General features: G+C 73.5%; 12 protein-coding genes. 4 read left to right on the top strand and 8 right to left on the bottom strand.

The annotated features are described in order from the left end of the window. Positions 1-7 precede the first annotated feature (7 nt). The 4 genes from ACIOFR_RS22255 to miaA all read right to left on the bottom strand — a co-directional run bounded on the left by ACIOFR_RS22255 (position 8) and on the right by miaA (position 5,142). Positions 8-2,296, bottom strand: coding sequence for a RelA/SpoT family protein (locus ACIOFR_RS22255; RefSeq protein WP_400999867.1), 2,289 nt, complete (start codon positions 2,294-2,296; stop codon positions 8-10). 189 nt (positions 2,297-2,485) lie between these two features. Next, complete coding sequence (dapF, locus tag ACIOFR_RS22250) at positions 2,486-3,397, bottom strand: diaminopimelate epimerase (protein WP_401000006.1); 912 nt, start codon at positions 3,395-3,397, stop codon at positions 2,486-2,488. A gap of 77 nt (positions 3,398-3,474) precedes the next feature. Next, the gene (locus tag ACIOFR_RS22245) at positions 3,475-3,951 is read right to left on the bottom strand and encodes a hypothetical protein (protein WP_400999866.1); all 477 of its coding nucleotides are present in this window, start codon (positions 3,949-3,951) and stop codon (positions 3,475-3,477) included. 246 nt (positions 3,952-4,197) lie between these two features. Continuing rightward, positions 4,198-5,142: a tRNA (adenosine(37)-N6)-dimethylallyltransferase MiaA gene (gene miaA / locus ACIOFR_RS22240; protein WP_400999865.1), complete on the bottom strand. Its 945-nt coding sequence runs from the start codon at positions 5,140-5,142 to the stop codon at positions 4,198-4,200. 179 nt (positions 5,143-5,321) lie between these two features. On the opposite strand from miaA, the gene ACIOFR_RS22235 reads away from it, so the two are divergent. Further along, positions 5,322-5,561, top strand: coding sequence for an antitoxin (locus ACIOFR_RS22235; protein ID WP_400999864.1), 240 nt, complete (start codon positions 5,322-5,324; stop codon positions 5,559-5,561). A gap of 27 nt (positions 5,562-5,588) precedes the next feature. Here ACIOFR_RS22235 and ACIOFR_RS22230 read toward each other — a convergent pair whose 3' ends face one another. Both ACIOFR_RS22230 and miaB read right to left on the bottom strand, forming a co-directional pair. Next, positions 5,589-6,287: a hypothetical protein gene (locus tag ACIOFR_RS22230; protein WP_400999863.1), complete on the bottom strand. Its 699-nt coding sequence runs from the start codon at positions 6,285-6,287 to the stop codon at positions 5,589-5,591. Between the two features lie 103 nt (positions 6,288-6,390). Continuing rightward, positions 6,391-7,881 carry a tRNA (N6-isopentenyl adenosine(37)-C2)-methylthiotransferase MiaB gene (gene miaB, locus ACIOFR_RS22225; RefSeq protein ID WP_400999862.1) on the bottom strand — a complete coding sequence of 497 codons (1,491 nt, stop codon included), beginning with the start codon at positions 7,879-7,881 and terminating at the stop codon, positions 6,391-6,393. 72 nt (positions 7,882-7,953) lie between these two features. Here miaB and ACIOFR_RS22220 point away from each other — a divergent pair, with 72 nt between their 5' ends. Next, positions 7,954-8,979, top strand: coding sequence for a TAXI family TRAP transporter solute-binding subunit (locus tag ACIOFR_RS22220; RefSeq protein ID WP_400999861.1), 1,026 nt, complete (start codon positions 7,954-7,956; stop codon positions 8,977-8,979). 36 nt (positions 8,980-9,015) lie between these two features. On the opposite strand, the gene ACIOFR_RS22215 is transcribed toward ACIOFR_RS22220, so the two are convergent. Both ACIOFR_RS22215 and ACIOFR_RS22210 read right to left on the bottom strand, forming a co-directional pair. Then, positions 9,016-10,443: an ATP-binding protein gene (locus ACIOFR_RS22215; protein ID WP_400999860.1), complete on the bottom strand. Its 1,428-nt coding sequence runs from the start codon at positions 10,441-10,443 to the stop codon at positions 9,016-9,018. Between the two features lie 6 nt (positions 10,444-10,449). Continuing rightward, entirely contained in the window at positions 10,450-11,235 is a 786-nt protein-coding gene (locus ACIOFR_RS22210; RefSeq protein WP_400999859.1) for a response regulator transcription factor, read from the bottom strand. A 497-nt stretch (positions 11,236-11,732) separates the two neighbouring features. Between ACIOFR_RS22210 and ACIOFR_RS22205 the strand changes: the two genes are divergently transcribed. Together ACIOFR_RS22205 and ACIOFR_RS22200 are read left to right on the top strand one after the other, a co-directional pair. After that, a complete protein-coding gene (locus ACIOFR_RS22205; RefSeq protein ID WP_400999858.1) occupies positions 11,733-12,506 on the top strand; it encodes an amino acid ABC transporter ATP-binding protein in 774 nt (257 codons plus the stop codon). A gap of 130 nt (positions 12,507-12,636) precedes the next feature. Then, positions 12,637-13,539 (top strand): glutamate ABC transporter substrate-binding protein, encoded by a 903-nt coding sequence (locus ACIOFR_RS22200; protein ID WP_401000004.1) that lies wholly within the window; start codon positions 12,637-12,639, stop codon positions 13,537-13,539. The last annotated feature ends 89 nt before the right edge of the window (positions 13,540-13,628 follow it).

Below are 13,628 nucleotides of genomic sequence, written 5' to 3'. Positions count from 1 at the left end.
AGACGGGCTACCCCTGCGGACCGCGGGCCGCGTCGGCACTACTGCTGCCTTGCGTCAACGCCGCGGACCGGCCGTGAATTCCCCATGATGGTCGCACGCCGGTCCGACCCGGGTCATCCGGATTACCCCCGCCCGGCCGGTACACGTCGTACACGCCGGACACCCGGAGCATCGCCCGCATCACGGCGGGCAGTGCCCCGGCGGTCGGCAGCTCGACGGTGTAGCTGTGCCGGACCCGCAGCTCCTGCGGCGGGCCGACCTCGGCCGAGACGATGTCCACACCCTCCGCGGAGATCACCGCGGTCAGGTCGGCGAGCAGCCGGGGGTGGTTCAGCGCCTCGGCGTGCAGGGTGACCCGGTAGCCGGAGGCGGGTTCCGCATCGGGGATCCAGGCCAGGTCGAGGCCGGTGCGGCCGGCGGCGCGCATCTGCTCCCCGGCCGGGCAGTCGGTCCGGTGCACGGCGACCGCGCCGCCGCGGATGGCGAAGCCGGTCACCCGGTCGGGCGGCACCGGGGTGCAGCAGCGGGCCAGCCGGACGGACGCGCCCGGGCGGCCGGCCACCGCCACCGGTGAGCTGCGCCGGCCGGACGGGGGCGGGGCGAGCGGCGCGGGGTTTCCGGGCGAGCGTCCGGTCCGCGCCGAGGGGCCGCCGGCGGCCGGGCTGCCCGCCGGGTGGCCGGCCAGCCAGCGTTCGATGGCCAGCCGGGCGGCCGGGGTCCTGGTGTGCTCCAGCCACTCGGCGGCCGGGCCGGAGGCGTCGCCCGCCTCGGTGAGCACGGCCAGCACGTCGCCGTCCCGGAGCGGGGTGGACAGGGCGGTGAGCCGTCCGTTGACCCGGGCGCCGATACATCGGTGGCCGGTGTCCTCGCCGAGCAGGTACGCGGCGTCCACGCAGCTGGCCCCGGCGGGCAGCTGGAGCGTCTCGCCGGACTCGGTGACGGCGGTGATCTCCCGGTCGTCCGAGAGGTCGGCGGTCAGCGCGGACCAGAAGGCGTCCGGGTCCGGGGTCTCCTGCTGCCAGTCGAGCAGCCGGCTGAGCCAGCCGGGGCGGGCCGGGTCGGTGCGGTCCAGCTCGGACTCCTCGGCGGCCGGCCCGGCCGGCTGCGGCGCCTCGTTCTGGTGCGGGTCGCCCAGCGCGACCACGCCGAACTCGGCCACCCGGTGCATCTGCCGGGTGCGCACCAGCACCTCGACCACCTCGCCGCCGGGCAGCGAGACGGCGGTGTGCAGGGACTGGTAGAGGTTGAAGCGGGGGGCGGCGATGAAGTCCTTGAACTCGCCGGGCAGCGGCGTCCAGCAGGTGTGCAGCTCGCCGAGGACGGCGTAGCAGTCGGCGTTCTCCTCCACCACGACCAGCAGCCGGCCGAGGTCCGCGGGCAGCAGTCCCTGCGGTCTGCCGTCCGCCCCGGCGGCGGAGGTGCGCTTGAGGAGCACCCGGTGCGCCGAGACGTGGTGCCGGGGGCGGACGGTCACCGAGGCCTGCACCCCGGTCTCGGCGAGCTGGCGGGCGAGCGCCTGGGCGAAGGGCTCCAGCAGCGCGTCCGGCCGGCTCTCGTGGTCGGCCAGCAGCGTGCCGGTGCGGGCGTACTCCTCCGGGTGGAGGGTGGCGAAGACGATGTCCTCCAGTTCGGCCTTGACCACCTGGATGCCGAGCCGCTCGGCGAGCGGGATCAGCACGTCCCGGGTGACCTTGGCGATCCGGATCCGGCTGGCGGGCTTCATGTGGCGGATCGTCCGCATGTTGTGCAGCCGGTCGGCGAGTTTGATCACCATCACCCGGACGTCGTCACCGGTGGCCACCAGCATCTTGCGGAAGGTCTCGGCCTCGGCGGCGGCGCCGAAGTCGACCTTCTCCAACTTGGTGACGCCGTCGACCAGGTAGGCCACCTCGGGGCCGAAGTCGGCACCGACCTGAGCCAGCGTCACCTCGGTGTCCTCGACCGTGTCGTGCAGCAGCGAGGCCACCAGGGTGGTCGTCCCGGCGCCGAGTTGGGCCAGGATCATGGTGACGGCGAGCGGGTGGGTGATGAACGGCTCGCCGCTCTTGCGCATCTGGCCGCGGTGGCTGGTCTCGGCCAGCCGGTAGGCGCGGCCGAGCAGGGCCAGGTCGGCCTGCGGATGGTGGACCCGGTGCGCCTGCACGATCGGCTCGATGGCGTCGGGCACCGGCCCCCGGCCGGTCGCCAGCAGGGCGGCCCGGCCGGCCCGGCCGAAGGCGGCCCGGCTGAGCCGGGGCAGCGGACGCTTGGGTTCGGCGTACGGGACGGCCTCGTGCGGACCGGCTTCGATGGTCATCTGCACCTCCGGCAGCGATCACCGGAGCGAGGTCCGACCCGGTGGTCCATGCTACCGAGCACAGCACGTTCCGCGACGGCCTGCTCCCAGTCCGTGAGCCGAATCACCCGATCAGGGGGATTCGCACGGAAGGCAATGGGGCAAAGCAGGCCGTCGGTCCTGTCGGCCCCGGCCCTCAGCCCTCAGCCCTCAGCCCTTCGGACCGGCCAGCCACGCCGGGTCGAGGGTGCCGGAGGCCACGATCACCGCGGGCCCGGTCATCTCCACCCGACCGTCCGGGAACTCCTCGATCACCAGCCGGCCGCCCGGCAGGTCCACCGTGTGGCTGACCGGCTCGCCGGTCACGGCCGGGTCGACGCCGTCCCGGCGGGCGGTGGCCACCGCGACGGCGCAGGCGCCGGTGCCGCAGGACCTGGTCTCGCCGGAGCCGCGCTCGTGCACCCGCATCGCGACGTGGCGCGGGCCGCGGTCCACCACGAACTCGACGTTGACGCCCTCAGGGTAGGCGGCGGCCGGGGTGGTCAGCGGGGCGGTGTACAGGTGGCCGGCGTCGGCCAGGCTGTCGACGAAGGCGACCGCGTGCGGGTTGCCCATGTTCACGTTCCGGGCGGGCCAGCGGCGCTCGCCGACCGCGACCTCGACGGAGTCCGGGCCCGGCAGCAGTGCCCGGCCCATGTCGACGGTGACCTCGCCCGGCGTGCCGTCCGCCCCGGCGACGGCGACCGTGACCCGGCGGACCCCGGCCCGGGTGGCGACCGCGAGCGGGCCCGGTTCGGCCAGCCCGGCCTGGACCAGGTAGTGCGCGAACACCCGGACGCCGTTGCCGCACATCTCGGCGATCGAGCCGTCCGCGTTGCGGTAGTCCATGAACCACTCGGCCTCGCCGGCCAGGTGCGCCGCCGCCGGGTCGGCCGCCGAGCGGACCACCCGCAGCATCCCGTCGCCGCCGATGCCGGCCCGCCGGTCGCACAGCCGCGCGACCTGGGCCGGGCCGATCTCCAGCCGCCCGTCCGGGTCGGGGATGATGACGAAGTCGTTCTCGGTGCCGTGGCCCTTGAGGAACGGCAGGCCCGCCGCGGTGGAGTCGCTCACACCCACGATCGTACTGATCCGGCCACCGGCCCGGGCGGCCGGTTCACCCTGTGGGCGGCGGACGGCGCGGGGCGCGGCGTGGTCGGTCAGCCGCGGAGCTGGACGACCCGCCAGACGGCCAGGGCGACCGCGGCGCAGGCCATCAGGGTGTAGACGACGATCGCCCGCCAGCCGGCCCGCCGGCCGCTGCCGCGCCGCGGCACCCCCGGCCACTTGTACCCGGCCCGGCGGGCGGCCATCGCGCCCCAGCCGACCGAGGCGGAGGTGAGCAGCAGGCCCAGCATGCCGATCATCGCGGAGGCGCTGTCGCTGCCGAAGGCGAGGGGGAAGGCGAACATCAGCGAACCGAGGGTCGCCATCAGCACGATCGGCAGCAGCTGCCACCAGCGCAGCCGACGGCGCGGGCGGATGTCACGCTCGTGCACCACCCCGGCCAGGTCGTCCGTGACGGGCAGGGCCACCGCGTAGGAGGTGGTCGGCGCCACGAGCTCGGGCAGCGTGTCGGCGACGCTCTGGGCATCACCGGGCAGCTGCTCGGTCTCGGGGCCGGTACCCGTGGACACGCGGCCTCCCCCTGACGCTTCGACACGAGCCGAAGGGCTCGCAGGTGGTGAGGCCGACCCCATACGACCGACCCCAAGTGCTACCGATGATGGCATGTCCAGAGTCGCGCGCAGGTCGTCCCGGGGGTCGTCGGGTGATCCGTGGCCAGGACGTGATCGCGCTGTAACCCCCGGTTCGCGCCGGATCCGCGACTGCCGGTGCAGCTGCACGGGCCGATGGCCGAAAACCGCCCCCGCCCGTCCGGGTCAGGCCGGCGGCTGATTCCGGATCAGCTCCAGCGAGCGTTCCAGCAGGGCCACCGGGTCGGTCCCGGCCGGCCGGGACAGCCAGTGGATCCGGTCGTCCCGGCGGAACCAGGACTCCTGCCGGCGGGCGAAACGCCTGGTCGCCCGGACGGTCTCGGCCCTGGCCTCGTCCTCGGTGCACTCTCCGGCGAAGTGTGCCAGCACCTGCTGGTAGCCGAGCGCCCGGCCCGCGGTACGGCCCTCGCGCAGGCCCAGTTCCTCCAGCCCGCGCACCTCCTCCAGCAGCCCGGCCTGCCACATCCGGTCGACCCGCAGGGAGATCCGCTCGTCCAGTTCGGGCCGTGGCACCTGCACGCCGATCTGCACGGCCGGGTAGACGGCGGTGTGGCCGGGGAGGTTGGCGGTGAAGGGCTGCCCGGTGATCTCGATCACCTCCAACGCGCGGACGATCCGGCGCCCGTTGCTGGGCAGGATCGCCTCGGCGGCCGGCGGGTCGAGCTCGGCCAGCCGGCGGTGCAGCAGGCCCGGCCCCTGCTCCTCCAGCTCCGCCTCCAGCCGCGCCCGGACCTGCGGGTCGGTGCCGGGGAAGTCCATCTCGTCGATCGCGGCCCGGACGTACAGCCCGGAGCCGCCGACCAGGACGGGGCTGCGGCCGGCCGCCAGCAGCCGGTCGATCTCGGCCCGGACCAGGCGTTGGTACTCGGCGACGCTGGCGGCCTCGGTGACGTCCCAGATGTCCAGCAGGTGGTGCGGGATCCCGCCGCGCTCCTCGACGGTGAGCTTCGCGGTGCCGATGTCCATCCCCCGGTAGAGCTGCATCGAGTCGGTGTTGATCACCTCGCCGCCGAGGCTGCGGGCGATGGCGACCGCGAGGTCGGACTTGCCGGCGGCGGTCGCGCCGACCACCGAGACGACGCGGGGCGGGAGGGGGTGGGTACTGGTCACGGTTCCAAGTCTCGCAAAGTGCCGGAGCGGCCGAATGTCCGTCCGGGCGTTTCAGGGGGCTATGGAGCGGTATGTCAGGTTTGCGGGCGAGAACATCCGGGCAGATCACGGCCTTGGACCGGGAGCGGCCGCACCGGCACGGACCGCCGCCGCACCGGCGAGGACAGGGAGAGCCACCGATGAGTCTGAAGGACAACCTCAAGGGCAAGGCCGAGGAGCTCAAGGTCAAGGCCGAGGAGCTCGCGGGCAAGCACAACGAGAAGATCGACGAGATGGTGGACAAGACCGGCACCGCGGTGGACCGGGCCACCAAGCACAAGTACAGCGAGAAGATCGAGCACAGCACGGCCAAGGCCAAGAGCGCCGTCGACCACTTCGCCGCCAAGCCGCAGGAGGACGGGCCGCCGGCCTCGCCCTGAGCCGCCGCCTGGCTGTCGACGGGTGGGTCAGCGCCAGGAGGCCACGAAGTACCCGACGCCGTACGGCGCCTCGTCGTAGCGCAGCCGCGCGCCGAGGCCGGTGCCCTCGGCGGCGCCCGCCAGCACCTGCCAGGGGGCCCGGCCCTCGACCATCAGCTCGCCGGCGAGGTCCGGGTCGAGGGCCGCCAGCGCGGCGGTGTCGGCCGCCCCGAGGGCGGCGGCCACCGCCGCGTCGTAGCCCGCGGCCCGCTCGTCGAGGTAGCCGGGCGCCTTCAGCGACCGGCAGGCGCTGCCGTCGCCCATCACCAGCAGGCCGACCCGGTCGGCCAGGTCCGCGAGGCCCTTGCCCAGGCCGAGCAGCCGCTGCGGGCCGGTGTCGGTGGGCACCGCACAGGCGTGCGTCGGGACGGCCGCCCCGGCCTGCTCCAGCAGCCAGGCACCGACGGTCAGCGAGGGCGTCAGTTCCGTGTCGCCGGGCCCGCCCAGCGGCAGCCGGGCCGCCAGCTCGACACCGTAACGCTGGAAGGAGCCGACACCGCCCTCGGTCCAGACCTCGGCCCGGGGACCGGTACCGACCACCACGATCAGCTCGGTGCCCGCGTCGAGCAGATCGCCGACGGCCTCCCCGCAGGCCGCCCGCAGCGGCTCCAGTTCGGGTGCGGCCCCGGCGGCGACCGCCGGGACGAGGAGCGGCGGGCAGGGGCAGACGGCGGCGGCGACCAGCATGTGGATCACTCTAGCCCGGCCCGGCCGCCGGTGACCGGCCACGGGACGGCGGACGGCCCGGCGGGATGTTCCGCCGGGCCGTCCGCCGTGTCCACGGGGTCGTTCAGTCGCAGCCGCAGCCGCTGCCGGCCGGAGCGGGGGCCTGCGCGGGCCGGCCGATGGTCGGCAGACCGAGCATCACGCCGGCCGGCTTGGCGGCCGGGGCCGCCTGCCGCTTCTCCCAGGCGTCGCCCGCCCGGGTGCGGCGGACGGCCAGGGTCGGGCCCTCGGCCAGCAGGTGGTGCGGGGCCGCGTAGGTGATCTCCACGGTCACCACGTCACCCGGACGGACCGGCTCGGCGGGACGGGTGAAGTGCACCAGCCGGTTGTCCGGGGCACGCCCGGAGAGCCGGTCCGTCCGGTCGTCCTTCTTGCCCTCGCCCTCGGCGACCAGGATGTCCAGCCGCCGGCCGACCTGCTTCTTGTTCTCCTCCCAGGAGATCTCCTCCTGGAGGGCCACCAGCCGCTCGTACCGCTCCTGGACGACGGCCTTGGGGATCTGGCCGTCCATCTCGGCGGCCGGGGTGCCGGGGCGCTTGGAGTACTGGAAGGTGAAGGCGTTGGCGAAGCGGGCCTGGCGGACCACGTGCAGGGTCTGCTCGAAGTCCTCGTCCGTCTCACCGGGGAAGCCGACGATGATGTCGGTGGAGATGGCGGCGTCCGGCATCGCGGCGCGCACCTTCTCGATGATGCCGAGGAAGCGCTCCTGGCGGTACGAGCGGCGCATCGCCTTGAGCACGGTGTCCGAACCGGACTGCAGCGGCATGTGCAGCTGGTGCATCACGTTCGGGGTCTCGGCCATCGCGGCGATCACGTCGTCGGTGAAGTCGCGCGGGTGGGGGGAGGTGAAGCGGACCCGTTCCAGGCCCTCGATCCGGCCGCAGGCGCGCAGCAGCTTGGAGAAGGCCTCGCGGTCGCCCAGGTCGGAGCCGTAGGAGTTGACGTTCTGGCCGAGCAGGGTGACCTCGACGACGCCCTCGGCGACCAGCGCCTCGACCTCGGCGAGGATGTCGCCGGGACGGCGGTCCTCCTCCTTGCCGCGCAGCGCCGGGACGATGCAGAAGGTACAGGTGTTGTTGCAGCCGACCGAGATCGCGACCCAGGCCGCGTAGGCGGACTCGCGGCGGGTGGGCAGCGTGGAGGGGAAGGTCTCCAGCGACTCCAGGATCTCGACCTGGGCCTGCTGCTCGACCCGGGCCCGCTCCAGCAGCGCCGGCAGGTGGCCGATGTTGTGGGTGCCGAAGACCACGTCGACCCACGGCGCCTTGCGCACGATGGTGTCACGGTCCTTCTGGGCCAGGCAGCCACCGACGGCGATCTGCATGCCCTGGTGGCTCTGCTTGGCGGGGGCGAGCCGGCCGAGGTTGCCGTACAGCTTGTTGTCGGCGTTCTCACGCACCGCGCAGGTGTTGAAGACCACCAGGTCGGGGTCGCCGTCCTGGTCGGCCTTGGCGTACCCGGCCTCCTCCAGCAGCCCGGACAGGCGCTCGGAGTCGTGGACGTTCATCTGGCAGCCGTACGTGACGACCTTGTAAGTTCGCAAGCTCTCCTCCATACCCACAACTGCAAGGGTAAGGGCAGCGGCCCGGGCCTCCCGTCCGGCCGTCGCGCCTGGCAGTATCCCTGCATGGCCCACACCTCGATCCCCGCCCGCACCGGCGCCGTCCTGCGCCGGGCCGCCCGCAGCCGCCCGGTGCTGGCGGCCGTGGTGCTGCTGCTGGTCGCGGCCGGTCTGGCCGCCTGGCGGGTCGCCGGCGCGGGCTCCCCCCGGCACCAGACGCGGGAGATCGGCTTCGCCACCGGTGTCCCGGGCGGGGTCTACGACCGGTACGGCCAGCTGCTGCGCAAGCACGTGGTGGACGCCGTGCCCGGCGCCCGGCTGCGGCTGGACAACTCCGAGGGCTCGGTCGACAACCTGGAGCGGGTGGTCACCGGGCGGGACGACTTCGCCATCTCCACCGCGGACGCCGTGACCTCCTTCAACAGCCCGGACAAGCCCCGGCTGCGCGCGATCGCCCGGCTCTACGACGACTACCTCCAGCTGGTCGTGCCGTCCGGCTCCCCGGTGCAGAAGGTGTCCGACCTGCGCGGGCTGCGGGTCGGGGTGGGCCAGCCCAAGTCCGGCGTGAACCTCGTCACCCGCCGGCTGCTGGAGGCCGCCGGCCTGGACCCGGACCGCGACATCGTGCCGTACGGGCTCGGCATCGGCGACGCCGCCGACCAGCTGCGCTCCGGACAGCTGAACGCGTTCTTCTGGTCCGGCGGGCTGCCCACGTCGGCGCTCACCAACCTCGCGGCCGGCTACCCGATCCGGATCGTGCCGCTCGCCGAGCTCGCCGAGCCGCTCCAGCGCCAGGAGGGCGGCGGCGCGGACGCCTACCGGGCGGCCACCATTCCCGCCAACACCTACCCGGGGATCCAGCCCGCGGGGACGACGGTGGCGACCGTGGCCGTGCCCAACCTGCTGGTCACCCGGGACGACCTCGACCCGTCCCTGGTCCAGGGCATCACCCGGGCGGTGATCGACAGCCGCGACACCATCGGCGCCCAGGTGCACGCCGCCCAGCTGGTGGACCTGCGCACGGCCGTCTACACCGACCCGCTGCCGCTGCACGAGGGCGCCCGCCGCTACTACACCTCGGTCAAGCCGTGACCCGCTGACCCCACGGGCCGGCCACGGCCGGTGGGATCAGCGCTGCCGCGGCACGGTCAGCACCACCGCGAGCCCGGTCGGCTCGACCCGGGCGAAGTCCAGCGAGCCGCCCCCGGCCAGCAGCAGGGTGCGGGCGATGGAGAGGCCGAGGCCGGAGCCGTCCACGTTCTGGTGCCGGGAGCTGCGCCAGAACCGGTCGCCGACCCGCCCCAGCTCCTCCTCGGTGAGACCCGGCCCGCGGTCGCTGACGGTCACCACCACCTCGCGCTTGCGCAGCTCGATGCCGACCGTCACGGCCGATCCCTGCGGTGCGAACTTGAGCGCGTTGTCCAGCACCGCGTCGAGCGCGCTGCCGAAGCCGATCGGGTCGGCCAGGCCGTGGGCCAGCAGCGGGGCGTCCCAGTCCAGCCGCAGCCCGCGCTGCTCGGCGGTCGGGCGCCAGGAGTCGATCCGGGCGAGCACCAGGCGGGTCAGGTCGACCGGCTCGGGCTCAGGGCGGGAGTGCTCGGCGGTGGCCAGGCCGAGCAGGTCGTCCAGCACCCGGGCCAGCCGGACACCCTCCTCGCGGACCCCGCCGAGCTCCTCGTCGTGGCCCTCGGGCAGTTCGAGGCCGAGCAGCTCGACCCGCAGCAGCAGCGCCGCCAGCGGGTTGCGCAGCTGGTGCGAGGCGTCCGCGACGAAGGCCCGCTGCTGGTCCATGGCGAGCACCACGTGGTCGGCCATGTCGTTGAAGGAGCGCGCCAGCCGGCGCAGCTCGGGCGGGCCGCCGCTGGGGGCGACCCGGGCGTTCATCCGGCCGGTCGCGATGTCGTGGGTGGCCCGGTCCAGGGTGCGCACCGGACGCAGCACCCACCCGGTGAGCAGGACCGCGAACAGGATCGCGACAATCATCGCCAGCGCCTCGCCGCCGCCGATCACCATCCACTTCTGCAGCACCCGGGCGCGCAGCGGTCCGGTGGGCGACTCGGTGATCACCACCGCGACCACGTCGCCGTCCCGGACCACCGGCAGCGCGACCGTCAGCGTCTGGTCCTCGCTCCACGGCCAGACCTGCCGGGGGTTGTGGCTGCGCCGGCCGTCCAGCGCCTCCTGGAACGCCTCGGCCCCCGGTCCGGCCGTCACCTGCCAGCCCTGCGGGGCGACCGCGACCGGCCCGCCGTCCCGGTAGAAGATGCCGATCCGGATGCCGTACAGCTCGTGGTAGCGGGTGACCTCACCGACCAGCGAACTCAGCCGGCCGCTGTCCCCGGCGACGGGCTGGTAGTCGCCCTTCATCGCCGTGTTGGACCCGCCGGACCGGCCCGGGGTGGGCAGGTCCTGGGCGAACCGGGCCGCGTCGTCGATCCGGTCGACCACCACCTCGCTCTGCTCCGAGGCCGCCGTCAGATAGCCCAGCGGCACCCCGAGGGCGGCCAGGACGGCGGCCATCAGGGTGAGCAGGATGCCGAGCAGACGGGTGCGCACGAGTGGTCAGCGCCCCGCTTCGCCGTGGTCGGCGGGCCGGTCGAAGGCGGCCTCGGGGCCGCTCGGGCGCTCGTCGGCGGGCTGCTCCGGGATCAGCCGGTAGCCGACCCCGCGGACGGCCTCGACCAGGCCGGGCAGGCCGAGCTTGGTGCGCAGCGAGCCGATGTGCACCTCCAGGGTGCGGCCGTTGCCCTCCCAGCCGCTGCGCCAGACCTCGCTGAAGATCTGCTCGCGGCGGTAGACCACGCCGGGGCTCTGCGCGAGCAGCGCCAGCAGGTCGAACTCCTTGCGGGTGAGCGGGATGTCCCGGCCGTTCACGCTGACCCGGCGGCGCTCGCGGTCGATCACCACGCCGCGCGCCTCCAGCGGGCCGCGCGGCGGGTGGGGGCCGTCCGGCTCGGTCGCCGCGGCGGCGGCGGGCGCGGTCAGGCCGCGGCGGGCGACGGCGTGGATCCGGGCGAGCAGCTCACCCATGTCGTAGGGCTTGGTCACGTAGTCGTCGGCGCCGAGGTTGAGGCCGTGGATGCGCGACCGGATGTCGGCGCGGGCGGTCACCATGATCACCGGCACGCTGCTCGCGGCCCGGATCCGGCTGCACACCTCGAAGCCGTCCCGGTCGGGCAGGCCGAGGTCGAGGAGGACCACCCGGTAGGGGTCGCTGCCGTCCGGGACGAGCGCGTCCAGCGCCTCGTGCCCGCTGCGGGCGTGCCTGACCTGGAAGCCGTGCCGGCCCAGGACGGCGCTCAGTGCCGCGGCGACCCGGTCGTCGTCCTCGACCAGAAGCAGGCGCATCGTGCTCCTCTCCCTCGTTGATCCTCTGGATGGTGCCCCGCGCCGGGCGTACCGGGCGGGTCGCAGTATTCTCCGGCCCCGGTCCGCCATTGTCACGGTGGCCTCTGCCACGTGCCACGGGTCACGGGTCCGGCGGTCGGCCGCCGCGGCCCCCGGAGATCGCCCGGGTCGCCCCGGAGGATCACCCGGGGCCACCCGGGAGGTCACCCCGAGGGGTCGCCCCGGCGGCCTGCCCGGACGCCCTGGAGGTTACGGAGCGCGGCCGGCCGTGACGGCGGGTGTGGCCGGATCGTGATGCTCAAGTTCCGCTCAGATCGGCTGACATGACATCGCCGCCTTTTCTATGGTCACCCCACCGGGGGCTGCGGGCTCCGCCGGCTCCGGCCCCCGGTACCAGCGTCGGCAGGACCGGCTGCGGGCTCCTGTCGCCCGGGCCACCTGCTGTGCATCCCAAGGGAGTTCACCCCCTGGGACCGGACACGAGGGAGCAGGGCGCGATGACCGAGAAGACCGTCACCGACTCCGTCGCCGGGTCGACTCCCCTGGTCGTCCTCAACGGCGTCGACAAGCACTTCGGCGCCCTGCACGTGTTGCAGGACGTCAACCTGGAGATCGCCCGCGGCGAGGTCGTGGTGCTGATCGGCCCGTCCGGCTCCGGCAAGTCGACCCTCTGCCGGACGATCAACCGGCTGGAGACCGTCGACTCGGGCACCGTCCTGATCGACGGCCGCCCGCTGCCCGCCGAGGGCAGGGCGCTGGCCCAGCTGCGTGCCGAGGTCGGCATGGTGTTCCAGAACTTCAACCTGTTCGCGCACAAGACCGTGCTGGAGAACGTGGTGCTGGGCCAGGTCAAGGTGCGCAAGGTCAAGCGCCCCGAGGCCGAGGCGACCGCCCGCGAGCTGCTCGACCGGGTGGGCGTGGGTGCTCAGGCCGACAAGTACCCGGCGCAGCTCTCCGGCGGCCAGCAGCAGCGCGTCGCGATCGCCCGCGCGCTGGCCATGAAGCCCAAGGTGATGCTCTTCGACGAGCCCACCTCGGCCCTCGACCCCGAGATGGTCAACGAGGTGCTGGAGGTGATGCGTTCACTGGCCGCCGAGGGCATGACGATGGTCGTGGTGACGCACGAGATGGGCTTCGCCCGCTCCGCCGCCAACCGCGTGCTGTTCATGGCGGACGGCCGGATCGTCGAGGAGAACACCCCCGAGGCGTTCTTCACCGCCCCGCGCACCGACCGGGCCAAGGACTTCCTCTCGAAGATCCTGCACCACTGAGGCCACCGCTGATCTAGCGTCAGTGCCGACCTGGCGCACGGCGGGCCCCACCCTGCCCGCCCGCGCCCAACGGAACTTCCCGACCCCAGTGCCCGGTTGACCCGTGGCCAGATCCGAGGAGAACATCCTGATGAAGACCCGCCGCATCATCGCCGCCACCCTGTCGGTACTGACCCTGACCGCCGTCGCCGCCTGCGGCAAGGAGGGCTCGCCGAACGACGACGCGGCCGGGTCGGCCAAGCCGCAGCTGCCCACGTACACCGTGAAGACGGACTTCAAGCTGGAGTCCTCGCCGACCTGGGTCAAGGCCAAGGCGGACGGCAAGCTGGTCATCGGCGCCAAGTCCGACCAGCCGTTCCTCGGCTTCGAGGACGTGCAGACCACGGTCCGCAGCGGTTTCGACATCGAGATCGCCAAGATGATCGCCGCCGACCTCGGCTTCTCAGAGAAGCAGATCACCTGGCAGACCGTCGCCTCCGCCAACCGTGAGACCGCGATCTCCGGCGGCCAGGTCAACTACTACGTCGGCACGTACAGCATCAACGACAAGCGCAAGGCCAGCGTCTCCTTCGCCGGCCCGTACTACATCGCCGGCCAGGACCTCCTGGTGCGGAAGGACAACACCGCGATCACCGGTCCGGAGAGCACCAAGGACAAGAACGTCTGCACCGTCACCGGCTCGACCTCGGTCGACCAGATCAAGAAGTACGGCGCCAAGGTCACCCAGTACGACTCGTACTCGCAGTGCGTGGAGAAGCTGCTCAGCGACGAGGTCGACGCGGTCACCACCGACGACGCGATCCTCAAGGGCTACGCGGCCAAGAACGCCGGCAAGCTCACGGTGGTCGGCAAGACCTTCTCCACCGAGAACTACGGCGTCGGCCTCAACAAGGACGACAAGGCGCTGCGCGACGCGATCAGCGACGCCCTGAAGGCGCACGAGGACAACGGCGACTGGAAGAAGGCCTACGACGCGACCCTCGGGCTGTCCGGCTCGGCCGCGCCGGAGGTCCCCGCCCTGGTCCGGTACTGACCTTGATCCCGTCGGGGCTCCCCCGGTCCGCCCGGCCTCCGGTCGGACCGGGGCGGCTCCGCGGCCCCGCGCCACCACGTAACCACCAC

Origin of the sequence: Kitasatospora sp. NPDC088346 (assembly GCF_044740765.1) — a bacterium.
Lineage (GTDB): Bacteria > Actinomycetota > Actinomycetes > Streptomycetales > Streptomycetaceae > Kitasatospora.
This window is presented reverse-complemented; position numbering and strand designations above follow the sequence as displayed.

What these genes read in the sequence shown, in the direction of transcription:
- ACIOFR_RS22255 (WP_400999867.1), bottom strand. Translation starts at nt 2,296, where the DNA reads ATGACCATCGAAGCCGGTCCGCACGAGGCCGTCCCGTACGCCGAACCC.
- ACIOFR_RS22235 (WP_400999864.1), top strand. Translation starts at nt 5,322, where the DNA reads ATGAGTCTGAAGGACAACCTCAAGGGCAAGGCCGAGGAGCTCAAGGTC.
- ACIOFR_RS22230 (WP_400999863.1), bottom strand. Translation starts at nt 6,287, where the DNA reads ATGCTGGTCGCCGCCGCCGTCTGCCCCTGCCCGCCGCTCCTCGTCCCG.
- miaB (WP_400999862.1), bottom strand. Translation starts at nt 7,881, where the DNA reads ATGGAGGAGAGCTTGCGAACTTACAAGGTCGTCACGTACGGCTGCCAG.
- ACIOFR_RS22220 (WP_400999861.1), top strand. Translation starts at nt 7,954, where the DNA reads ATGGCCCACACCTCGATCCCCGCCCGCACCGGCGCCGTCCTGCGCCGG.
- ACIOFR_RS22210 (WP_400999859.1), bottom strand. Translation starts at nt 11,235, where the DNA reads ATGCGCCTGCTTCTGGTCGAGGACGACGACCGGGTCGCCGCGGCACTG.
- ACIOFR_RS22205 (WP_400999858.1), top strand. Translation starts at nt 11,733, where the DNA reads ATGACCGAGAAGACCGTCACCGACTCCGTCGCCGGGTCGACTCCCCTG.
- ACIOFR_RS22200 (WP_401000004.1), top strand. Translation starts at nt 12,637, where the DNA reads ATGAAGACCCGCCGCATCATCGCCGCCACCCTGTCGGTACTGACCCTG.